This is a genomic window from Coleofasciculus sp. LEGE 07092, from assembly GCF_015207375.1.
In the GTDB taxonomy this organism is placed as follows: Bacteria; Cyanobacteriota; Cyanobacteriia; order Cyanobacteriales; family Coleofasciculaceae; genus LEGE-07092.
Genome location: NZ_JADEWY010000118.1, coordinates 1 through 21,200, shown reverse-complemented (window position 1 = coordinate 21,200; position 21,200 = coordinate 1). Strand labels below are relative to the sequence as shown.

General features: G+C 46.3%; 20 protein-coding genes. 12 read left to right on the top strand and 8 right to left on the bottom strand.

Going from position 1 to position 21,200, the window contains the following annotated elements; genetic code table 11:
• Positions 1–133 precede the first annotated feature (133 nt).
• Entirely contained in the window at positions 134–1,762 is a 1,629-nt protein-coding gene (gene prfC / locus IQ257_RS23265; protein ID WP_193877615.1) for a peptide chain release factor 3, read from the top strand.
• A 45-nt stretch (positions 1,763–1,807) separates the two neighbouring features.
• On the opposite strand, the gene IQ257_RS23260 is transcribed toward prfC, so the two are convergent.
• The gene (locus IQ257_RS23260; RefSeq protein WP_228060956.1) at positions 1,808–3,034 is read right to left on the bottom strand and encodes an aspartate aminotransferase family protein; all 1,227 of its coding nucleotides are present in this window, start codon (positions 3,032–3,034) and stop codon (positions 1,808–1,810) included.
• 508 nt (positions 3,035–3,542) lie between these two features.
• On the opposite strand from IQ257_RS23260, the gene IQ257_RS23255 reads away from it, so the two are divergent.
• The 3 genes from IQ257_RS23255 (at position 3,543) to IQ257_RS23245 (ending at position 5,708) form a co-directional block, all read left to right on the top strand.
• Positions 3,543–4,667 carry an RNA polymerase sigma factor, RpoD/SigA family gene (locus IQ257_RS23255; protein ID WP_193877619.1) on the top strand — a complete coding sequence of 375 codons (1,125 nt, stop codon included), beginning with the start codon at positions 3,543–3,545 and terminating at the stop codon, positions 4,665–4,667.
• 78 nt (positions 4,668–4,745) lie between these two features.
• On the top strand, positions 4,746–5,255 hold the full coding sequence (locus tag IQ257_RS23250) for a GNAT family N-acetyltransferase (RefSeq protein WP_193877621.1): 510 nt from the start codon (positions 4,746–4,748) through the stop codon (positions 5,253–5,255).
• Between the two features lie 246 nt (positions 5,256–5,501).
• Entirely contained in the window at positions 5,502–5,708 is a 207-nt protein-coding gene (locus tag IQ257_RS23245) for a glycogen debranching protein (protein WP_193877623.1), read from the top strand.
• A 93-nt stretch (positions 5,709–5,801) separates the two neighbouring features.
• Here IQ257_RS23245 and IQ257_RS23240 read toward each other — a convergent pair whose 3' ends face one another.
• Positions 5,802–7,508 carry a hypothetical protein gene (locus IQ257_RS23240; protein ID WP_193877624.1) on the bottom strand — a complete coding sequence of 569 codons (1,707 nt, stop codon included), beginning with the start codon at positions 7,506–7,508 and terminating at the stop codon, positions 5,802–5,804.
• A gap of 179 nt (positions 7,509–7,687) precedes the next feature.
• Positions 7,688–9,670 carry a squalene--hopene cyclase gene (shc, locus tag IQ257_RS23235; protein ID WP_193877626.1) on the bottom strand — a complete coding sequence of 661 codons (1,983 nt, stop codon included), beginning with the start codon at positions 9,668–9,670 and terminating at the stop codon, positions 7,688–7,690.
• Between the two features lie 288 nt (positions 9,671–9,958).
• Here shc and IQ257_RS23230 point away from each other — a divergent pair, with 288 nt between their 5' ends.
• The 4 genes from IQ257_RS23230 to IQ257_RS23215 all read left to right on the top strand — a co-directional run bounded on the left by IQ257_RS23230 (position 9,959) and on the right by IQ257_RS23215 (position 13,908).
• A complete protein-coding gene (locus IQ257_RS23230) occupies positions 9,959–10,768 on the top strand; it encodes a hypothetical protein (RefSeq protein WP_193877628.1) in 810 nt (269 codons plus the stop codon).
• A gap of 202 nt (positions 10,769–10,970) precedes the next feature.
• Positions 10,971–11,747, top strand: coding sequence for a hypothetical protein (locus IQ257_RS23225; RefSeq protein ID WP_193877630.1), 777 nt, complete (start codon positions 10,971–10,973; stop codon positions 11,745–11,747).
• Between the two features lie 155 nt (positions 11,748–11,902).
• Positions 11,903–12,700 carry a hypothetical protein gene (locus tag IQ257_RS23220; RefSeq protein WP_193877632.1) on the top strand — a complete coding sequence of 266 codons (798 nt, stop codon included), beginning with the start codon at positions 11,903–11,905 and terminating at the stop codon, positions 12,698–12,700.
• A gap of 98 nt (positions 12,701–12,798) precedes the next feature.
• On the top strand, positions 12,799–13,908 hold the full coding sequence (locus IQ257_RS23215) for an S-(hydroxymethyl)glutathione dehydrogenase/class III alcohol dehydrogenase (RefSeq protein WP_193877634.1): 1,110 nt from the start codon (positions 12,799–12,801) through the stop codon (positions 13,906–13,908).
• A 176-nt stretch (positions 13,909–14,084) separates the two neighbouring features.
• Here IQ257_RS23215 and IQ257_RS23210 read toward each other — a convergent pair whose 3' ends face one another.
• On the bottom strand, positions 14,085–15,773 hold the full coding sequence (locus tag IQ257_RS23210; RefSeq protein WP_193877636.1) for a potassium channel family protein: 1,689 nt from the start codon (positions 15,771–15,773) through the stop codon (positions 14,085–14,087).
• A 69-nt stretch (positions 15,774–15,842) separates the two neighbouring features.
• Positions 15,843–16,007 (bottom strand): hypothetical protein, encoded by a 165-nt coding sequence (locus IQ257_RS23205; protein WP_193877638.1) that lies wholly within the window; start codon positions 16,005–16,007, stop codon positions 15,843–15,845.
• A 204-nt stretch (positions 16,008–16,211) separates the two neighbouring features.
• Between IQ257_RS23205 and IQ257_RS23200 the strand changes: the two genes are divergently transcribed.
• The gene (locus tag IQ257_RS23200) at positions 16,212–16,628 is read left to right on the top strand and encodes a thiol-disulfide oxidoreductase DCC family protein (protein WP_193877640.1); all 417 of its coding nucleotides are present in this window, start codon (positions 16,212–16,214) and stop codon (positions 16,626–16,628) included.
• A gap of 105 nt (positions 16,629–16,733) precedes the next feature.
• On the opposite strand, the gene IQ257_RS23195 is transcribed toward IQ257_RS23200, so the two are convergent.
• Together IQ257_RS23195 and IQ257_RS23190 are read right to left on the bottom strand one after the other, a co-directional pair.
• Positions 16,734–16,946, bottom strand: a complete 213-nt coding sequence (locus IQ257_RS23195; RefSeq protein ID WP_193877642.1) for a hypothetical protein — start codon at positions 16,944–16,946, stop codon at positions 16,734–16,736.
• Between the two features lie 6 nt (positions 16,947–16,952).
• Positions 16,953–17,255, bottom strand: coding sequence for a hypothetical protein (locus IQ257_RS23190; RefSeq protein WP_193877644.1), 303 nt, complete (start codon positions 17,253–17,255; stop codon positions 16,953–16,955).
• 237 nt (positions 17,256–17,492) lie between these two features.
• Here IQ257_RS23190 and IQ257_RS23185 point away from each other — a divergent pair, with 237 nt between their 5' ends.
• Positions 17,493–17,744 carry a helix-turn-helix transcriptional regulator gene (locus IQ257_RS23185; protein ID WP_193877645.1) on the top strand — a complete coding sequence of 84 codons (252 nt, stop codon included), beginning with the start codon at positions 17,493–17,495 and terminating at the stop codon, positions 17,742–17,744.
• A gap of 98 nt (positions 17,745–17,842) precedes the next feature.
• Here IQ257_RS23185 and IQ257_RS23180 read toward each other — a convergent pair whose 3' ends face one another.
• Entirely contained in the window at positions 17,843–18,712 is an 870-nt protein-coding gene (locus tag IQ257_RS23180; protein ID WP_193877647.1) for a GUN4 domain-containing protein, read from the bottom strand.
• Positions 18,713–18,818: 106 nt separating this feature from the next.
• Between IQ257_RS23180 and IQ257_RS23175 the strand changes: the two genes are divergently transcribed.
• Positions 18,819–18,977 (top strand): hypothetical protein, encoded by a 159-nt coding sequence (locus IQ257_RS23175; protein WP_193877649.1) that lies wholly within the window; start codon positions 18,819–18,821, stop codon positions 18,975–18,977.
• A gap of 318 nt (positions 18,978–19,295) precedes the next feature.
• A complete protein-coding gene (locus IQ257_RS23170; protein WP_193877651.1) occupies positions 19,296–21,128 on the top strand; it encodes a right-handed parallel beta-helix repeat-containing protein in 1,833 nt (610 codons plus the stop codon).
• Positions 21,129–21,200 lie beyond the last annotated feature (72 nt).

The following is a 21,200-nucleotide window of genomic DNA, read 5'->3' as shown; positions in this document are numbered from 1 at the left end:
GCTGGGGAGCGGGGGAGCTGGGGAGAAGAGTAAACTTCAAAAATCTCTGTGTCTCCCCACACCCCTAGAGTTTGGAATTTAGGGATATTTTTAGCTAGAGTTAAGCTTAAGAGTTTCCTATAAATCTTGTTGGATGTCCACTGAACTTCTGTCTGAACTGCAAACTGCTGTTGAACACCGACGCAATTTTGCTATTATTTCCCACCCTGATGCTGGTAAAACGACGCTGACGGAAAAACTGTTGCTATACGGCGGGGCGATTCACGAAGCGGGTGCAGTCAAAGCACGGAGGGCGCAGCGCAAGGCGACGTCTGACTGGATGGCAATGGAACAGCAGCGGGGAATTTCGATTACTTCGACGGTGTTGCAGTTTGAGTATCGAAATCGCCAGATCAATTTGCTAGACACTCCAGGACACCAAGATTTCAGCGAAGATACCTATCGCACCCTGGCAGCAGCCGATAATGCAGTGATGCTGATTGATGCGGCGAAGGGGTTGGAACCCCAGACGCGGAAGTTGTTTGAAGTCTGCCGGATGCGATCGCTCCCCATCTTTACGTTCATTAACAAATTAGACCGTCCGGCGCGGGAACCGTTGGAACTGCTGGACGAAATTGAGCAGGAGTTGGGGCTACAAACCTATGCGGTTAACTGGCCCATTGGCATGGGCGATCGCTTTCAGGGAGTATTTGACCGCCGTCTCCAGCAAATTCACCTGTTTGAACGTACTGCTCATGGCAGTCGCGAGGCAAGTGATACAGTTGTGGAGTTGGGCGATCCCAAAATTGAAGAGTTATTAGACCAAGACCTTTACTATCAACTCAAAGAAGAGTTAGAACTCCTTGAAGGAGCCTGTCCCGATTTGGATTTAGAACGAGTACATACGGGTCAGATGACCCCTGTGTTCTTTGGCAGTGCGATGACTAACTTTGGCGTCAAACTGTTTTTGGATGCCTTTCTGGAGTATGCTCTTAAACCCGAAGCCCGCAAGTCTACAGAAGGGGAAATTCCCCCAACTTATCCAGAATTCAGCGGGTTTGTCTTTAAGCTGCAAGCGAATATGGACCCAAAGCATCGGGATAGAATCGCGTTTGTGCGAGTCTGCACGGGTAAGTTTGAAAAAGACATGATAGTCAGCCATGCCCGAACTGGTAAAACGGTGCGTTTGTCAAGACCTCAAAAACTATTTGCCCAAGAGCGAGAATCGATTGATGTGGCTTATGCGGGGGATGTGATTGGGTTGAACAATCCCGGAGTATTTGCGATCGGCGATACGATTTACAACGGAAAGAGATTGGAGTACGAAGGAATTCCCTGCTTTTCTCCCGAACTATTTGCTTATTTAAAAAATCCCAACCCGTCTAAGTTCAAGCAATTCCACAAAGGAGTAACAGAGTTGCGAGAAGAAGGGGCTGTACAAATTATGTACTCAGCCGATGAGTCGAAGCGTGACCCAATTTTAGCAGCGGTGGGGCAGTTGCAATTTGAAGTGGTGCAGTTCCGAATGCAGAACGAGTACAATGTCGAGACGCGGTTGGAGATGCTGCCTTACAGTGTTGCCCGTTGGGTAGCGGGGGGTTGGGATGCTCTTAATGAAGTAGGGCGGTTGTTCAATACGGTAGTTGTGAAGGACAATTGGGGGCGTCCGGTGCTGTTGTTTAAAAATGAGTGGAATTTGCAGCAGGTAGAATCTGACCATCCCGAGTTGAAGTTGAATGTATCAGCGCCGGTTGTGTCGGGTCAAGAACCGGAGTCGATTTAAACAAGATGTTGATAGGGCACCCTAACCCAGAGTGCCCCTGCCGAATCAAGATACCAAAGCCGCGATCGCTCCTTCAACAACTTCAGCCGCTGCCTCGATTTCCTCAGTTGAAACAATCAGGGGGGGGACAAAGCGAACCACCTTCGGACCGGCTGGCACCAGCAATAAGCCTCGCTCCATAGCTGCTTTCACCACATCCACTGACGTCAGTTCAGTTTCAGCGCTCAACTCCAGCCCATTAATTAAACCCCAGCCCCGCACTTCTACAAACACACTCGGATATTTTAGGGCGATCGCTCTTAACCGAGCACGCAACTGCTCACCCCGTTCCTGTACATTTTGCAAAATATTATCCTGCTCCAAAGTCTGAGCGACAGTGAGAGCGGCAGCACAGGCTAAGGGGTTGCCGCCAAAGGTGCTGGCATGATCCCCCGGTTCAAACACATCACAGAACGTCTTGCACATCATTGCCCCAATCGGAATGCCACCTGCCAATCCTTTCGCACTGGTAAAAATATCCGGCTCAATCCCTAAATGCTCATACCCCCAGTATTTGCCGGTACGACCAATCCCTACCTGTACTTCATCCATAATCAGCAGGATGCCTGTCTCATCACAGATTTTTCGCAACCGCAGAAAATACTCCAACTCTCCCGGACGAACACCGCCTTCTCCTTGCAAAGCTTCCAACATAATCGCTGTCACCCGTTGGTCGCCTTCATCTAGTTCTGTCACCGCAGCTTCCATCGCCCGAATATCGTTGTAGGGAACATAGAAAAACCCTGGCATTAAGGGGTCGAAGTTTTTCTGATACTTTGGTTGACCGGTGGCAGTAATGGTGGCTAGGGTTCGCCCGTGAAAACTGGCTTTGGCAGTTACAATCATTGGCTTTTCAATCTCTTGCACCGTGTGGGCGTATTTTCGTGCCAGTTTGATAGCGCCTTCGTTTGCCTCAGCTCCAGAATTGCAGAAAAATGCTCGATCGGCGCAGGAATGCTCAACCAGCCACTTGGCTAATTCCCCCTGGTTGGGGATGTAGTACAAATTGGAAACATGGTGCAGCGTTTGAATTTGCCGCGTCACGGTTTCAATTAAGGCAGGGTGAGCATGACCAAGGGTACAGGTAGCAATTCCAGCCACAAAATCGAGATAGTCACGCCCGGAAGTGTCCCAGACACGGCAGCCAACTCCCCGTTCCAGGGCAATGGGAAAGCGACCATAGGTCGCCATTACATGGGTATCAAATTCAGTGGATTCGTAGGGAATCGGCATCGCTGATGCTGACTCGGCTGGAATTGAGGCATTTTTCACGAGAGTGTCTCTAGTCACAGGCTCATCCTCCTATATTTTTACTTCTCATCTGTGAATATTAATGGGAATCCTGGAAAACCGCTGTCTGACTACAAAAATTCTATATTTCCGACTATTGGTAGAGAGGCAAACCCTCAAGTTTATGAGATGCTATGCCTGTAGCTTATGATGATTTATCATCATGCTTCTTATACCAATATCGCTAAACAATTTGTAATCAGGGTAACAACTAGCCAAATTGCTTCTGGTAGCCTTAAAATCAGTATTTTCTAATCCTATAAGGTATATCCATCGAGTTCGAGGGATTTGCCGTTATTGTTCTTATCCCCCTTGATCCATCTTTACCTTATGAATCCCAAAATTAAGTAGCCCCAAAGTTAAGTAGCCACAGTCGTTGTTGAAAACCAAGTTTTGACCTTAGGGCAACTCAATCGCAATCTTCCATAACACTCACTACTCAGACCCGACTATGACTATTGCACAATTGAACCAAACCGATAATTTGAAGTTTACAGAAGATTTGGATTTTTCTCACGATAACAACACCGAGATAGAGGCAACAAACTTAAATCTCGTGGAAGTGGAATTTTCAGAATCAGAGGGTGAACAAGCTACAGGTCGTCCATCAGGCTATCGCAAAACGAACTCCGATGATACGGTGGGTGCTTTTTTTAAAGAAATGGCGCGTTACCCACTACTCAAGCCGGAAGAAGAGGTAGAGTTAGCCAATAACGTTCAATTCTTGGTAGAAGTCGAACAGCTTCAAGAACTTTTGCACGATGAGTTGGGGCGCAAGTCAACTCAGTCTGAATTGGCACAAGCCCTGAATTTGACAGAACGTCAATTAGAAAATCGTCTCTATCGCGGTCGGGTAGCCAAGCGTAAAATGATTCGCTCGAACTTGCGCTTGGTCGTTTCTATTGCCAAACGCTATCTCAACCGGGGTGTTCCTTTCCTGGATTTAATTCAAGAAGGGGCATTAGGACTCAATCGTGCTGCTGAAAAATTCGATCCCCAAAAAGGTTATAAATTTTCCACCTACGCCTACTGGTGGATTCGTCAGGCGATTACCCGCACAATTGCCAATGATGCCCGTACCATCCGCTTGCCGATTCACATTGTTGAAAAGCTCAATAAACTCAAGAAAGCCCAGCGCGACTTGAAGCAAAAACTGCAACGCAATCCTAGTGAAACTGAACTGGCAGAAGCTCTAGAAATTAGCCGGAGTAATTTGCGCCAGTTGCTACAGTTGCGGAGGCGATCGCTCTCACTCAATCACCGAGTTGGTAAAGGGGAAGATACCGAACTCGTAGATCTGCTCGAAGACAACGAGCTGCGGTTGCCCGAACAGCAGATGAATGAATCCATGATGCGCCAAGAGATTTGGGACGTTTTGAGTGACGTACTCACCGAGCGAGAAAAAGATGTCATCTCTCTACGCTATGGTTTAGTCAGCTCTGAAGCCTACACCTTAGAAGAAGTTGGCAGTATATTCAATCTCTCCCGCGAACGAGTGCGTCAGATTCAAAGCAAAGCCATGCGCAAGCTGCGTCGTCCCCAAGTTGCCCGACGCCTGCAAGGATGGTTGCATTAAAGGAGTTATTAGTCATTGGTCATTTGCCTGTAGTCCTGTAGTAATGACCAATGACAACTGCTCAAAATCAATTAATCTATGGCTGAGTTTACTCTACGACCTGCAACACCGACTGATGTACCTGTGCTGTTGATGTTAATTCAGGCACTGGCAGATTACGAAAAACTCTCCCATGTCGTCACGGGTAATGGAGAGGCTCTCAAGGAACACTTATTTGGTGCAAAACCTTACGCTGAGGCAATTTTGGTACAATCTGGGGGGCAAGCTGTGGGATTTGCTCTGTTTTTCCACAACTACTCCACATTTTTGACTAAGCCAGGACTCTACATTGAAGACTTGTTTGTTCTCCCCGAATTTCGACGCCAAGGCATTGGGAAGGCAATGTTGGTGTATATTGCTCAGTTAGCCCTAGATCGCGATTGTGGACGTCTGGAGTGGGCAGTTCTAGACTGGAATGAATCTGCGATCGCTTTTTACGAGTACATGGGCGCTACCGTCTTACCAGACTGGCGCATTTGCCGAGTTATGGGCGATTCTCTGCCTCAACTAGCAAACCAGGAATCAGGTTTAAGGGAGAGTAGGGAGTAGGGAGTAGGGAGTAGGGAGTAGGGAGTAGGGAGTAGGGAGTAGGGAGTAGGGAGTAGGGAGTAGGGAGTAGGGAGTAGGGAGTAGGGGGGAAGAGCAAGAACTTCCGGGATTTACCTCACTCCGCTACGAGTGAATTGTCAACAAGTGTATTTTATCCCTTGCCGTAGGTAGTCTTCCCCTGTAAAAAGGTAAGTAGATCTACTTAACAGTTGAATTCATTCCTTTCAGGTTTGCCAGGAGAGCATCATGATGATTTGGGTAAATGAACAGATCGATCCATCGGGTTTAATTTACTCGTGCATTGCTTGTTGCAACGAAAAGCAAGCTCAAGAGTGCCACGAGTCTTTCGAGGCAAATTTAACCGATATGCAAAAATCAGCCGGTTGGGAGGCGCGTCTGAGAACCGTTAGTTCTTGGGAGGAAGTGCCAGTCAATGCCTTGAAACTCGATTAGACTCTCAAAAATAATCGCCTGCGGTTTTCATTCATGTAGGTGATTCCATTTAATCCGTAGGGTTTTTGTTGAAAAAAACCTTGACTTTTTGGTTCAATTTCCAATTCTTTTAATAATACAGGTTGCCTTTAATAAAATAAGGTGTTCTGTTTCTAGAACTGAACACTCTGGGGTGATAGTCGATAAAATTGATGGTTTTTCTCGTTGTAGTGCGGCAAGAACGGTTGATTTTAACATAAACTGCTGAATCAAACTTTGGTTAGCAACATAATCCGGCTCAAATGCATTGCGATCGAGTAACCAAAACTCTACGCCATAGGTTGTAATAAAATCCTCTATTTGACCAAAATTAGAACTATATTGAGCCTTAATCAAGTCTTGCGCCCGTTGGCGAAATTGTTCGTAGTATCCCAAGTGGTAAGGTAAACTATACTCGCTGCCCACTAATATGGATCGTCTAGCAAAAGTCGGAATATTACTAGCTTCTTCAGAAATAGAGGCAATTAGTATATCTTTTGGCTGTTGTTGTAAAAACTTATATAACTCTGGCTCTTTGCCCACGACGTACAGTTGATTCGGTCGGTTTATTTGCGGAAAAAATGGTACGAGAATCAACACGAGTACAACAAGAAGAGTGACTCCTAACGATAGGACTTGTCGCCGTGTTAAACCAACTTTGATTTGTTGACGAACCGTTCTGAGCTTAACGTCTAACCACAGCGTTAAAGCAATACCCGCCGCCAGAACTAAAGTTAGTCGAAAACTAACATAGATATATCGATTCGGAAGATGAAGTCGGAACAGAAGTGCATGAGCGAGAAAGAATAATCCGATTGATGCCAAGAGAATTTGAGGTAATACCTCGATATGCTGAGAAACGAGTTTGGCTAAGGGAAACTTCTTCTTATTTTTCAGCCAAACTGGAAGCATCAATCCGGCTAAAACGGTTGGCGGAACTATGCCAATGGATAATAAACCACTCCGAGGTCCAAACAGCCAAAATAACAACGGATTATTACTAAAGAAAAAGGCACGTCCCCCTTCTCCATAATGAAAAACAGGTTGAAATTTAGCTTGGGCAACGGTAATTTGTGGATTGAATTCATTAGAATGTAAGGCGTAGGGCAGCAACATCAGTGCTACGACGAATAAGCCAGTCACCCACAACCTGTCATCTAGCCCATCTGGAGAAAATTGCAACCCTTGACGGTATCGAGATAACAGTCGCAGTGTCAAAATGGCTAATGCGACTAATGCTATTTGAGGATAAAACAGTTCTAACAGAGCAATTGATGCCAGACACGGTAATAGAGCACCCCGTAGCAAGTAGTGTAAGAAAGCCAGAAACAACGGATAAGCAAAGGCTCTCGGTGTGGCTGAAATTAAGTCATCTTCAATCCACAAAACCTGATTGAGCAATAATGCTGTAATAAATCCAGCCCCAGGAACTGGTAAAAATTGCAGGCTGATACCAAAACAATAACCTGTAGCAATTAATCCTAAAATTGTCGGTAAAACTTTATTCAGCAGCAGCGGTTCGATACCTATCCCAGCGAACAGCCGATAGAACAGCGTGTATCCTGGGGGCACAACCGATTGAAAATAATCAGCAATTAAATCGTGAGGAAATAAATCTGGATCAATAAACCGTTGCATCCAAAAGACGTGCTGTCGCCCATCGTCTGGAATAATGTATTCGTGGCTAAAGGTAAACTGGAGGGATTGAATTCCGTAGATAATCGGAATGATAAGGCTTAGACTCAGCCAGAAGACAAGTTGTGGTTGGGTGACGGGAGTCATTGAAAATCTTCGTAGAGAAGCGAACGACTCACCGGAAGAATCTTTTGGCATTTAGCATCGTAGTTGGCATCTGGAGAGTAGAGATGTTGTATGCAACGTCTCTACATCAGAATAGACGAGGATAGACGAGATCCCCGACTTCTTAGAGAAGTCGGGGATCTGAACTGCTGGGTATCAGATTAAACGGATTTGATGTAACCTGTAGCTTGATAGCGACCTAAAGCGGTTAAAGGAAAATGTTGTTGATAGAGATGGTATTTCAGATAGAAGTGACAGGGAAAACCTGTGCCTGTAAAATACCGTTCATCCCAGGTGCCATCGGGTTGCTGAGTTTCTAGAAGGTGGTTGACACCTCGTTCAATTGATGAGTGTAGAGAGGCGAAATCTTGCAGTTCTACATCGGCTGCTGCCATTAAACCAATTAATGCCCAAGCCGTTTGAGATGCCGTACTGTCTCCCTGTCCTTTCAGGGCTGGATTATCATAACTTTTACACGTCTCGCCCCAACCCCCGTCAGGATTTTGACAGCTAATTAACCATTTTGCACCTTTTGCGATCGCTAATTGGTGAGAGTGAGGTGCAATTAACGATAGGGCAACCAAGGCGCTACTGGTTCCATAAATATAATTAACCCCCCAACGACCAAACCAGCAACCAACAGATTCTTGTTCTTGACTTAGATAGGCTAGGGCTTGATTCAGACGTTGCGAGTTAATGGGGAATGGGGAGTAGGGAGTAGGGAGTAGGGAGTGGGGAAGAAGGGATTTTGTTTTATCTGCCAAACAACGCCCTACCATTTCTAGTACACGGGCGGTAACATCAGCAGTATTAGGGTCAATCATAGCTTTAAGATCGCCATAGGGCAGTTGATTGAGCCAATCAGCATTATTATTTAGATCAAAGGCTGCCCAACCGCCATCCTGACATTGCATTGAGGCTATCCAAGCTATAGCGCGATCGCTTGCTTGCTGTTTCAAGTCCTCATTCGGTAACTCTACTGCCTGCAATGCCATCACCACAACCGCTGAATCGTCCACATCGGGATAAAACCGATTGTCAAATTCAAACGCCCACGCCCCAGGTTTTCCGGTTTTATTCTTGACTGCCCAATCCCCAGAGTCGAGAATTTGCTTGTCTAATAACCATTCTCCGGCTTTCACCAAGGCGGGATGATTGGGAGACAGTCCCGAATCAACCAAACCGCGCATGACTAAAGCGGTATCCCATACGGGGGAAATACAAGGCTGCACCCGATAGTTATCCTCGGTTTCAATAACAAAGCGATCGACTGCCTGCAACCCCCGTTCTACAATGGGATCGGCTGGATTGTAATTGAGGGTACGCAGTGCTAAAAGCGAGTTCAGCATTGCTGGAATAATACCGCCCCAGTCTCCTGTTGGTTCTTGGCGTTCTAGCACCCACTGTTCTGCGGCTTTAAGTCCTTCGTCCCGAAACGGTACTAAACTATAGTCTTCGGCAAATTTAAAGGCATCATCTAAGAGAACAAAGATATCTGTCCAATCGTTATTGCGGGGTAACTCATACCGAATGGTACTGACTCCCTCGGTATAGAGTTCATCTAGGGTAATTGCCGGATTTATGGGAAAGACTGGCTTTTTGTCAAAGACGATAATCAGAGGAACGGTACTCCCTCTCGCCCAACTGGACATCTCGTAGATGGGGAACGACTCTGGCAGTAACATAATCCAAGGGGGAATGGAGGGAAGCCCCCGCCAGTTGTAACAGCCGATAAGGGCTAGGTGCATCTTGGTGAAAATGCGCGTCTTGCTGATACCGCCCCGTTTCAGGATAAATTCACGCGCCTGTACCATGGCTGAGTCAGTTTTGGGTACACCCAGTAACTTTAGCGCCATGTATGCTTCTACTGAGGTGCTAAGTTCGCCGCCATCGCCATAGTAGAGTTCCCAACCGCCATGTTCCCGTTGTTGCTGGCGCAGGTAGGTTTCTACTTTATGCAGGGGGCGTGTTTTGTCGGTTCCCCAAAGTTTGTGCAGAAGTACGATTTCTGCGGTAATTGTGACGTTTGACTCTAACTCTGCCCACCAGTATCCTTGGGGGTGTTGGGTAGAAAGAAGGTAGTTTTGGCTTTTTGCGATCGCTTCTTGCACCTGAGACGCTTTTACCTTATCTTGAAGTTGCATCGTTGACCCTTCACTCTCAATCACACTTGTATTAAGCAGGATAAATTACATCGTGTTCTGGTAGCATCTCTAGGGTTCAATTACCGTAGTGGGATCTCTGACCTCAACAAAATCTCCACTCCGATAGAGACGAGCACAAGTCCCCAGATAGATGCGATCGCTTTTTTCTTGCTGTTGAATAGGAGCTTAGAGCATCAAAATTCAATCTTCAGATTAGACAAAATGCTCCAATGGCAGATGAAGCAATGCTTACCACTGCCAGGATGTACTTATAAGGAGATATGAGGAATGGTAAAACAATCCTATGGCAACAGCCCTGCTAGTCTTGGTAGCATTTCTACAGGTGCGATTGCCCTAGCTTTAATGGCTCTGTTGCTTCCGGCTTGTCAAACAACTGTTCCGGAAGCGGAAGAGAACGTCACCGCCGAGGACGTTGCAGAGGAGACGGACGACTTGCTCGGTCAAGAAGTAACGGTGAGAAGCGAGGTTGTAGAAAAAGTCGGTCCGGCTGCCTTCACGATTAGTGATGAGGAATTTTTGAGCGGTGAAAGCATTCTGGTTTTGAATGCTTCTGGCGAACCCAGCGTTCTCCCTGAAGACACAGAACTTCAGGTAACAGGTAAAGTGGCTAAGTTTGTCGTCGCAGATATCGAAAGAGACTACGATTTGGACTTAGATGAAGAGTTGTACGTCGAATACGAAGATAAACCAGCCCTCATCGCCCAATCTATCGCTTTAGCACCTGAAGTCGAGGAAGTCGCTGAAAATCCTACTGCCTTCTATAACCAAACCATTGCCGTGAAAGGTGAAGTTGAAGAGATTGTCTCTCCGACTGTTTTTAGAATGGATGAGAACGATTTGTTTGGTGACGATGATTTACTAGTCTTGGTTGCGAATCCAACAAGAGCCATCCAGGAGGATGAAGAGGTTGTCGCTACTGGTGTACTGCGCTCGTTTGTTCTTGCCGATATTGAGAGAGATTACGATTTAACTTGGGATTTGGATCTACAAAAAAAATTAGAAGCCGAATACACCCAAAAACCTGTACTTGTGGTTAATGATGTTTATCCATCAGCACTCCCAGAAGTAGCGAAATAAGCGCCTCCCCTCAGAAATCTCTTCCTGATGGGAGGCGAGCGCTATCTCAACAGACAGATGCGATCGCTCTTTCCTTGCTGTTCAATGAATCATTAAGAGCGTCAAAACTAAGTCCATCAGATTGGACACGCTTGCCTAACTGGTATGGCCATTCCTGCCACTGCCAAACTATGGCTGATATTGATATAGAGGAGAGAAAGGAATGTTACATAAATTTTATCACAACCGCCCTGCTGCAAGTGCTATCACCGTAGCACTAATGGCTATACTTCTTCCGGGTTGCGTTACCACTCAACCCGAAGCAGTAGCCCCTGAAACTGAAGAAAACGTTACTGCCGAGGACGTTGAAGAGCAACCAGAAGAACTAATCGGTCAAACAGTAACCATCCGAGGTAACGCTGGCAGAATGGTTGATAATGTTACCTTTACCATCACAGAGGATCAATTTTTTGAAGGGGACGAAATCCTGGTTGTAAATACTTCAGGACAGCCTTTTGTTCTCCCCGAAGACAACGACATCAAAGTGCAAGTCACAGGCGAGGTGCGCCAGTTTAAAGTCGTTGAATTTGAAGAAGAATTCGATTTAGACTTGCAGGCAGATACAGACTACGAAAACAAACCTGCGATCGTCGCTGACTCCATTGCCCTAGCGCCGGAACCCGAAGAAATCAGCGAGAACCCTAGTCTATTCTACGGTCAACCTATTGCCGTTGAAGGTGAAGTCGAAGAAATTTGGGGAGCAAATACCTTTACCTTCGATGAGGAAGATTTACCCGTTTTAACCGTAGCCGCACCCGCACAAGCCATTGAAGAAGGTGAAACAGTTGTGGTAACAGGTCAAGTTCGCCCCTTTGTGATTGCCGAAATTGAGAGAGACTACGATTTAACCTGGGATTTGGAGCTACAAAAAAACCTAGAAGCGGAGTACACCAACAAACCTGTTCTCATTGCTGATACTGTCTATCCATCCGCTGAATAGGCTGTTGAAGGGGGAGAGAAATAATTGGCAAACCAAGCAACACGGCGTAGTTTGAAAAATCTCCCCTTAGAAATAGCGAGCGCTTCCCTATAGAGAGAGGCGTTCGTCTTGTTATTTTTTTTCAATTAAAAGTAAAACCTAAAATAATTTAATCCATGCTTAACTACCCTCCTAATAAAAACTACTCCAAAAGCCTTCCTCAAGGTGTAATTGCCCTAGCACTAGCCTCTATCCTAATTCCAGCTTGTACTGATACTCAGAAAGCCGTTCTACCGAAGGAAAATATCACGGCGGCAGAAGTGGTTAATGAGACAACCGCCATTGCCGGTGAGAGTGTCACAGTGAGAGGTTTTACCACAGAAATGGTGGGTCAAAATGCCTTCACGATGGTTACTGATGAACAGCTTTTTGATCGTGATGAAATTTTGATTGTGAATGCTACAGGTAGACCGTTTAACATTCCCAACAATAAGGAAAACATATCCATTCAAGTAACGGGTGAAGTTCGTAATTTTAAAATCGCTGAAGTTGAAAGAGATTTTAATTTAGACTTGCAGCCCAGTCAGTATACCTATACAGACTATGAAAACCAACCTGTGATTATTGCTAAATCCCTGGCTTTAGCACCAGAACCCGAAGCAATCCGTGAAAATCCGCGTTTGTTCTACAATCAGCCCATCCTTGTAGAGGGTGAAGTTGGAGAAATTTTGGGTGCCAATGCCTTTACCCTTGATGAAGAAGAGTTACTAGTATTGGGTATGTCAGCACCCGCACGACCGATTAATGAAGGCGAAACTGTTGTAGTAACGGGTGAAATTCGCCCGTTAATCGTAGCTGATATTGAAAGGGATTACAATTTAGCTGGAGATTTGGAACTGAAACGAAAGCTAGAAAAAGACTATAAAAATCAGCCTGTCTTTATTGCTGATAATATTTTCCCATCTGCTCAGTAAGTAGTCGATAATTAGAAATTCCCACTCCCCACTCCCGTTCCTACTACCCCCAGGTGTAATATGAGTCCGTTGATGCCATCAGACAGGAGAAGGATAACGTGGAAGTCAGAGCCGCAGTCGCTTACGAAGCAGGCAAACCGTTAACTATCGAAACCGTTCAACTAGAAGAACCCAAAGCTGGCGAGGTGCTAGTAGAAATTAAAGCCACGGGTATCTGCCATACCGATGCCTATACTCTCTCAGGAAAAGACCCAGAAGGACTCTTTCCCGCTATCCTAGGACATGAAGGTGCAGGTGTCGTTGTCGAAGTGGGAGAAGGTGTTACCAGCCTAAAACCGGGTGATCATGTGATTCCGCTCTACACTCCCGAATGCCGAAATTGTGAGTATTGTTTGAGTTTCAAAACCAATCTGTGTCAAGCAATTCGCACAACCCAAGGACGAGGGGTAATGCCCGATGGCAGTAGTCGCTTCTCCGTTAATGGCAAAATGCTCCATCACTACATGGGAACCTCTACCTTTGCCAACTATACCGTACTGCCAGAAATTGCCGTTGCTAAAATTCGGAACGATGCCCCCTTTGATAAAGTTTGTTACATTGGCTGCGGCGTGACTACAGGTATTGGTGCTGTCATCAACACCGCCAAAGTCGAACCTGGTTCTAGAGTTGTGGTGTTTGGCCTGGGGGGAATTGGTTTAAACGTCATCCAAGGGGCGCGGATGGTGGGTGCTAGTCAAATTGTTGGCGTTGATCTCAATCCGTCAAAGAAAGCATTGGCGGAAAAGTTCGGCATGACTGATTTTGTGAATCCCCAGGAAGTCGAGGGTGATTTAGTTCCCTACTTAGTAGATTTAACCAAAGGTGGTGCAGATTACAGCTTCGAGTGCATTGGTAATGTAAAAGTCATGCGCCAAGCTTTAGAATGCTGCCATAAAGGTTGGGGTGTTAGTGTCATTATCGGAGTTGCTGGTGCGGGTGAAGAAATCAGCACTCGTCCCTTTCAATTAGTTACGGGACGGGTTTGGAAAGGAACCGCCTTTGGAGGTGCAAGAGGACGCACTGATGTTCCTAAAATTGTGGATTGGTACATGGAAGGTAAGATTAATATAGATGATTTAATCACTCATGTCATGCCTTTAGAGCAAATTAATGAGGGGTTTGATTTGATGCATAAAGGAGAGTCGATTCGTAGTGTTGTTATGTTTTAGCTTAAAGCGCAAGAAACCTATCCTACAGCAAATAGGGTTCTATCCTGCGAGATAACTTATCCCTCTTCTGTCACTTTCCGAAATTCTGATGAATTTCCGTCATTACAGCCAACTACACCTAACGCAATAATCAGGATTTGATCCCCATTTTTCGGAGTCTGACAGAAGAGGGCTATTCAACTTGCCAACAACTTAGAGGGTGTCACTCGCCACAATTGCTCGAGTTGATTGGCTGGCATCGTTAAATATAAAATATCGCCTCCAGACAACGCTATTTCTAATAAGTCCCAGCCGTGGATGGTTTGGAATTGAGTTTCAATATACAGCGGTACGAAATCAGCATCCATACTTACATCCTTAACACGGCGTCCGCAGAAAGGATGGGCAGCAGTAATCAGCATAGCCAAAGCAACCCACAGGGTATCACCAGTCATCCCATTCCCTAAAATTCGTCCGCCCAAAGCAGCCGCCGCAAAAGAAGGGGTTGCCAATTCTGTAGGACTCAGCACCACTTCAAAATTAAAAACCTTTTGCACACCACTTGCAAATTGGGGGTCATTATTGCGCACGACAATGGGTAAATTGGAAGCTAGGGCTTTAGCACTCAGACTAATCTCAACATTAGTCATGTCGTTACTCGTCACGGCTAACAGCGCTTCGGCTTTGTGAATGTTAGCGGCTTCTAGAGTTGTTCCTAAACTGGCATCTCCTACAATCACTGGCACCCCCAAGGAACGGGCAGTACCCAAAAAGCGGTTATTAGGATCGCGTTCAAGCACCACCACTTCGTAGCCGTTGGTATGGAGTTGATTGACAATTTGCACCCCAGTGCCTCCGAGTCCGCAGATGACGTAATGGTTGCGGTTAGGCACACGGGCAGCATCCCAAAACTGGTTGAAACGAGTTCCCAAAAGAAAATCATTGAAGAGGGCATAGCAAATACCAATCACACCAGCCCCCACTAGCATCATGACCGATGTAAACACCTTTATACTGTCGGGAGCTTGTTCTGCCACTTTCTCTTGGCCCCCAGCACCCGTAATCATGCCGACGGAAAAATAGAGAGCATCAACAAATGAGGTATTTAAATTAACGCTAACGTAGGTGCCTGTCGCTATCAGAATCGTGACAAGCAGCAGAAGCGTCCCCACAACAATGGGTTGCCCGTGTCGCCGAAATTGTCGCAGGTTGGTAATAACTTTGAGCAGTTTTCGTAGCCAAGAATTCCGACGGCTGCGAGTACTGGGTTGGGTGCCAACGATGAGGCGATCGCCTGCTTGCAAGGTTTGCCCTTGAACTACGGCAGAAATCAAATTTACCTGACCTTTGACGGGTAGGTAATAGATTAGCATCCGCGATCGCTCTTCCCACAAGTCACTCAAGGGGCGTCCGATCCATGGATGGGTGTCGTAAATGTATTCTTCGTGAATGGGCCAGGTTTGATTGAATAGTCGTAACTGCCCAATCGCTCGATTGCCCATTGCTGCAAAAGCAAATACAGGTGCTGCCAAGGATGCAACACTCATGCTGACATGGTTGGGTAAAATCTGATCCAAGCGATCGCCTAGACTTGTATTGAACAGCCGATTGATGATCTGAACCCTCGGATTCAGAATTCGAGCTTGAGTTAAGATTGCCAGATTCAGGGCATCATCGCTAGAAGTAAGGATCAGGGTTTGAGCATCCTGAATTCCTGCGGCTAAGAGCGTAGATGCCGCCCGTAAATCTCCAGTTATCACATGATGTCCATCACCGGGAAGCAGGCGATCGCTAATCCCCACAACAGCAGCTCCCTGCTGCCTCAGTAGGCAAAAAATCTTATATCCAGTGCGACCCAAGCCACAGACAATGATTCGGGGTTTCATGTAGTAGCCTTGTTGACAGACCCATTGCTGCCCTTTAGTGTTTAAACCCCTATTGTCATACCGATTCGATTAGAGTACTGTAGCTGAAGACACCACGTTTAACACCCCAGTGTTGTGTTCGTAGAGAAATTCACTGTAATCGGCGAGGTTATCTAGTCCGAGCAAATTCAATATGATCTCGGCGGCTAACCAAACCGTAGTTTTAATGATAACCTTCTTCCATTGGACGTTCATCAGCCTTGCCCTCCTGACGATGAGCTTTTGAAGTTCGCGGTTTTAGGGAAGAACCTTTTTTATTCGCTCATCGGAATTAATTAATTGTGGTGCTTTGTTCGCAGGCTGGAGGAGTTGATCCGGAAAATACCAGGAATTTTGTTTTTACCCGTGTTGCGGCGTTAAAAATGGAGATATCCTTTTGCCAAGACAACCACAATTTTTATGAAATACCACGTTATTTACGACGGCAACTGCAACCTGTGCGTGACTCTAGTACAGCTATTAGAAAACCTGGATAAGGGACAGCAATTTGACTACCTGCCAATGCAGGATGAAACCACTTGTGCCAATTTTGGGATCACACCCCAAGACTGTGAAATGGGTATGATTTTAATCGATGCCTCTTTACCAGAGCGCCGTTGGCAGGGAAGCGATGCGGCAGAGGAAATTGGGCGTTTGCTGCCCATGGGAGATGTGTTTGTCTCGGCTTATCGGGCAATGCCGGGGATGAAATGGGCTGGCGATCGCACCTACGAGCAAGTGCGCGATAATCGTTACAGTTGGTTTGGCAAGCGGTCTAACACCTACAAGTCAGCTTACCCAGTCGGTTGTAATGCTGCTCAATCAAGGGAGATTTAATTGCTTGAGCAGTTCCAGAGTTTGCTGAAGAGTTTAATTTGACTGTTGGAGAGTTGTTTGATTGGCTACTGGAGTAATGGGTTAGGAGGCGGCGAAAGAGAGTAGTCATTGGGGTGTCTCTGGATTGTCTTCTGAATCAGTGTCTTTTGGTGTCACGTCGAACATAATCTCGAAGGAAAGGGTAGGAATCAGACGGCGGAGGACTTGCAGGTGTCCCTCGGCGTTACTTCGGCAGCGAAAGCGTCCGACGATGCGGGTGTGCATATTGGGCAGGGGGTTGATAATGCACCAGGGGAAAAGTTGTTGTTTGTAGTTCATGAGACTTTAATTGGCGGTGAGGGTAGGTTGTTTGGCTAATGTGCGTTGAATGATGTTGAGGAGGGTTTGGCGCTGGGGTTCGTTGGTTTGGGGATGAAGTACCCAAGCGCTGATGGGGGAGGGTTGGTAGGTTAGGAGGTAGCACTCCTCGGTTTTTCTGCCAGTTCCTCTGTGATTGAGGGGGGTAATTGTCCAAGCGGCTTGTTTAGGGCGCTTGCGGGTGATGTAGCCCTGTTTTTTGAGGGCGGTTTTTAGGGCAGCAACGTCTGTGGCGACGCGATGAGCTTCGGTCGCTTTGGATTTTTTCATGGATATTTGTTTAAGATGAGACACTGAAAAGGAAAGACCAGTCAGCCACGCTGTATCCAGACGGGGCTGTTTAAGTCGGCTGGTCTTTTATTCTGTGCTGAAATTGGAAGGGCAACTAACGAGCTGTAAAGCAGCTTTTCAGTTGCTTGACCATTGTTATCGTTTCTAATATGACATCGTGTCATGTCTAAGTGGCTCTTGTCAAGGTGTCATGTTGACGTGGCAGCAAACAACCCCATGACCAAAAAACAACCATTAGAAGGTGAGTCACCGTTAAAGACACTGAGAGAAAAGCTAAATTTGACGCAAGAGGAGCTGTCGAGACGGTGTAGTATTCCTCTGCGGACATACGTGCGTTGGGAAACTGGTGAGGCAACACCTAGACCAACGATTCCACAAGTTAAAGCGTTATGTAGAGAGCTAGGGATCTCGATTGAGGATTTGCCGGATGAATTTGGACCGATGCGATCGCAATCTGAGGGCGAGTAGGTAAGCAATAACCGCTTCTGGCAAGTTTGGGGGTATTACGATCACTCTCAAAGTGGTTGTATTGGCGTTAATTAGACTATAAACTTAACTCTTAGGCTTTACAGGCTACATTTCTGTACAAGATTAAAGAGACGATTCACTCCAAAATCACGGACACGTTCTAGCCCTTCCTCAAAATTAAAGAGTTCTGCAAACTCAAGCAGATTTAAATCCGGCAATTTGATTTGAAAGCACAAGTAAGGCAGATGTCCCTTTGGAGATAAATGGTTGAAGGTGCGATTTCCATAACTCAGCCAACGCCCTGATCTGCGCCATCCTACATGATTGCCAAAGTAACAAACCGTTCTATAGTCGGCATCAGGAGTACCTCCAACGCTCTCCCAAATACGTTTCTGAATACTCAAGCCGAAGCGTTCATTTGAGTACTTTTTCCAAAGTTGGTCAATAGTCTGCAAGTCTTGGCAAGGAAAATTTTCGATATGTTCTGTAGTAAGCCAGCCTTCCTGCTCTCTACCAGAGATTTTTAGCATCACAGCCAAAGTTTCCTTATCCGCCTCTCGCCATTTCTCGTCTTTCAATAAATTTTGCATCCGTGTGTAGTCTACTTTCTGCTGGAAACTCAGCTGACTTGCCAATGCCTTAACTGGCTCTACTGATTCTCGGCGCGGCTTGGTGATCGCCTCTTCACTTTCAGGTAAACCAGGAGGAGCGGATATTGTTTTTTCGGCTTCAGAATTACCGTATTGAGCAATGTATTCCAGTAGCTCTTGCTCAATCATCCCTAAACCCTTGGCAATTTTACCAAGAGTCTTTTGCCTTGGTTCAGCAATTCCACCATTAACCAGTTTACTAACGTAATCAGTTGTTAATCCTGCTTGTTTTGCAAACTGGCGCTGACTCAGGTTCCTTTCATCCAGCAACTGTTTTAAAGCTAATCCAAATAACTTAGATTCTCTAGGCTTGTACATCTAAAATTCAACCGTTGAATTTCAACCCGTGGAACATTTTCAACCTTCCGATTGAAAGGAACTCACCTTTAGGATTGAGCTGTAATAAATTCGAGGAAATACAAGAATGACTCAAACTACAGCCCAACCTATCACCGAAATCCTCACGCAACCGCTCTCGCCTCCGTCCTTTCAAGGTGACAGCACCTTTTGGACGATTATGGCGATCGCTATCCTAGTTAAAGTAATTGTAGGCAATCCACCTGCAAACAAGCCACGCCAGTAATCTGCATCAAGTCTCATCCGCCAGGGAATCAATTCCCTGGCTAATAGCAAAAGTCCTCTAAAGAGGACTCAGTAACGCTTTCAGTCCACAAAGCGTGGACTTAAGCTATTAGCCCGGAGTTTAAACTCCGGGCTGAATTTTATCAAACCATTGAAGGATGCTCACCCTGCCTATCCAACCAACTCACTCAATCCAAACATTGCTGCAATCTCCTGCCGACTCAATTGCGGAAATTTATCAAGATCTAAAGCAGCCCATCAAGCCTAGAAACCCGTAAAGCCAGTATGATCGGAATCGATCGCTCTATGCCAGCCGCCGATGAGTTACTGCCTCAGCCTTGCGTGCCAACATCCCCAAAACCAAAATGGGACACGGTTTTGTCAAAGTTGTGGGGCAAAATTGCTGCTGGGCGATCGCTACCACCCCATCCAGCCTATTAGTCAAGGGGGTTTCGGCAGAACCTTTTTAGCCGTCGATGAATACAAACCCTCGAAACCCTACTGCGTTATTAAACAATTTTCCCCCCAAGCTCAGGGCGATCGCAACGCCCAAAAAGTTGCCGAACTCTTTGAACAAGAAGCCGTGCGCCTTGATGAGTTGGGCAAGCATCCCCAAATTCCCGAACTCCTAGCGCATTTTGAGGAAGAAAATTGTCAGTATTTAGTGCAAGAGTTTATTGAAGGGCAGAACTTAGCCCAAAAACTCACCCAAACTGGCTCCTTCAGCGAAGCCCAAATCATCGAGCTACTCAACGACTTGTTGCCTGTCTTGCAATTCGTCCATAAAGAAAACATCATTCACCGGGATATCAAACCCGAGAATATTATCCAACGCTTTCCCCCCCCATCTCCCTCACCCACATTAATTCCCTTCCCAGAAGGACAACTCGTTCTCGTCGATTTTGGAGCGTCTAAGTTAGCACCCAGAACTGCCATATCCGTAACGGGAACAGTAATTGGTAGTGCCGGATATACAGCTCCCGAACAAGCAGCCGGAAAAGCGGTATTTGCCAGCGATATCTACAGCCTGGGCGTTACCTGCGTCCACCTCCTGACCCAAAAAGACCCCTTTGATTTATACTCGTTTGATCAAGGGATTTGGGTGTGGCAAGATTACCTCAGCACTCCACTCAGTGATACCCTCACTCGCATTCTCGATAAAATGCTCGCAGGTGCCACCAATCACCGCTATCAATCAGTGGCTGAAGTAGTCTATGAATTGCAAGCCGCAGCAATTAATTCTAGTTCCTCTCCCATCCCCTTAACTGTTCCTACTCATCCGTCACCGACAGCCAAACCCGAACTGATAGTCGCCAAATTGGGTGCAGCGAACTACAAAACGATAAGAGCCGCCATTAAAAACGCTGAACCGGGTACTCGCATCTGGGTGCGCCCTGGTTTCTACCGAGAACATTTGACTATTGATAAAGATGTAGAGATTATCGGAGATGGGCAGCCGGAGGATATTATTATTGAAAGTCAGTACCGACCCTGTATTACCATGCAGGCAGAGAAAGCAACGGTTAAAGGTTTGACCCTGCGCCACCGGGAGTGGAGTAATTTACACCGGGCTGGTTTTATCGGTCGTTTAATCAGTCAAGTCCTATTCTACCCCTATGCGATCGCTCTTCCTAAAGGACAATTAATTCTCGAAAACTGCACGATTACCTCTACAGGTATTGCCTGCATCTACATCCACGGTGCTACCGCTAACCCCCAAATTCGCCATTGTCAAATTCAGGATGGGGCTGAATCCGGGATTTTGGTGAGTCGCAAGGGTAGAGGGCTAGTAGAAGACTGCGATATTTTAAATCACGATAGCGGCGTGCAGATTATGAAAGGCGGCAACCCTACCCTCCGACGCTGCAAAATTCAGGGAATGAAACAAGAGGGAGTATTTATCGCTAAGTCTAGTGAGGCAACAATCGCAGACTGCCAGATTGTTGGCAATACTGGAGCAGGAGTGACTATTAAAAATGGCGGTAATGCCACAATTCACCAGTGTAGGATTAATCGCAACCAAGAACAGGGTATTTATGTAGAGTCTAATGGTGCAGGACCAATCGAACAATGCAATTTGAAGGGTAATCGGGGAGGGGCTTGGTATATTGCCCCTCAATGTTCGGTGCGCCGCTGTGGGAATCAGGAATAGGGAGACAAGGGGACAAGGGGACAAGGGGACAAGGGGATTGTTATGGTGTTATTCTTCTCCCCAGCTCCCCAG

What these genes read in the sequence shown, in the direction of transcription:
- shc (WP_193877626.1), bottom strand. Translation starts at nt 9,670, where the DNA reads ATGCAACTTCAAGATAAGGTAAAAGCGTCTCAGGTGCAAGAAGCGATC.
- IQ257_RS23220 (WP_193877632.1), top strand. Translation starts at nt 11,903, where the DNA reads ATGCTTAACTACCCTCCTAATAAAAACTACTCCAAAAGCCTTCCTCAA.
- IQ257_RS23190 (WP_193877644.1), bottom strand. Translation starts at nt 17,255, where the DNA reads ATGAAAAAATCCAAAGCGACCGAAGCTCATCGCGTCGCCACAGACGTT.
- IQ257_RS23175 (WP_193877649.1), top strand. Translation starts at nt 18,819, where the DNA reads ATGACTCAAACTACAGCCCAACCTATCACCGAAATCCTCACGCAACCG.
- IQ257_RS23225 (WP_193877630.1), top strand. Translation starts at nt 10,971, where the DNA reads ATGTTACATAAATTTTATCACAACCGCCCTGCTGCAAGTGCTATCACC.
- IQ257_RS23185 (WP_193877645.1), top strand. Translation starts at nt 17,493, where the DNA reads ATGACCAAAAAACAACCATTAGAAGGTGAGTCACCGTTAAAGACACTG.
- IQ257_RS23240 (WP_193877624.1), bottom strand. Translation starts at nt 7,508, where the DNA reads ATGACTCCCGTCACCCAACCACAACTTGTCTTCTGGCTGAGTCTAAGC.
- IQ257_RS23180 (WP_193877647.1), bottom strand. Translation starts at nt 18,712, where the DNA reads ATGTACAAGCCTAGAGAATCTAAGTTATTTGGATTAGCTTTAAAACAG.
- IQ257_RS23230 (WP_193877628.1), top strand. Translation starts at nt 9,959, where the DNA reads ATGGTAAAACAATCCTATGGCAACAGCCCTGCTAGTCTTGGTAGCATT.
- IQ257_RS23260 (WP_228060956.1), bottom strand. Translation starts at nt 3,034, where the DNA reads ATGCCGATTCCCTACGAATCCACTGAATTTGATACCCATGTAATGGCG.
- IQ257_RS23205 (WP_193877638.1), bottom strand. Translation starts at nt 16,007, where the DNA reads ATGAACGTCCAATGGAAGAAGGTTATCATTAAAACTACGGTTTGGTTA.
- IQ257_RS23170 (WP_193877651.1), top strand. Translation starts at nt 19,296, where the DNA reads ATGAGTTACTGCCTCAGCCTTGCGTGCCAACATCCCCAAAACCAAAAT.
- IQ257_RS23210 (WP_193877636.1), bottom strand. Translation starts at nt 15,773, where the DNA reads ATGAAACCCCGAATCATTGTCTGTGGCTTGGGTCGCACTGGATATAAG.
- IQ257_RS23195 (WP_193877642.1), bottom strand. Translation starts at nt 16,946, where the DNA reads ATGAACTACAAACAACAACTTTTCCCCTGGTGCATTATCAACCCCCTG.
- IQ257_RS23200 (WP_193877640.1), top strand. Translation starts at nt 16,212, where the DNA reads ATGAAATACCACGTTATTTACGACGGCAACTGCAACCTGTGCGTGACT.
- IQ257_RS23255 (WP_193877619.1), top strand. Translation starts at nt 3,543, where the DNA reads ATGACTATTGCACAATTGAACCAAACCGATAATTTGAAGTTTACAGAA.
- IQ257_RS23250 (WP_193877621.1), top strand. Translation starts at nt 4,746, where the DNA reads ATGGCTGAGTTTACTCTACGACCTGCAACACCGACTGATGTACCTGTG.
- prfC (WP_193877615.1), top strand. Translation starts at nt 134, where the DNA reads ATGTCCACTGAACTTCTGTCTGAACTGCAAACTGCTGTTGAACACCGA.
- IQ257_RS23245 (WP_193877623.1), top strand. Translation starts at nt 5,502, where the DNA reads ATGATGATTTGGGTAAATGAACAGATCGATCCATCGGGTTTAATTTAC.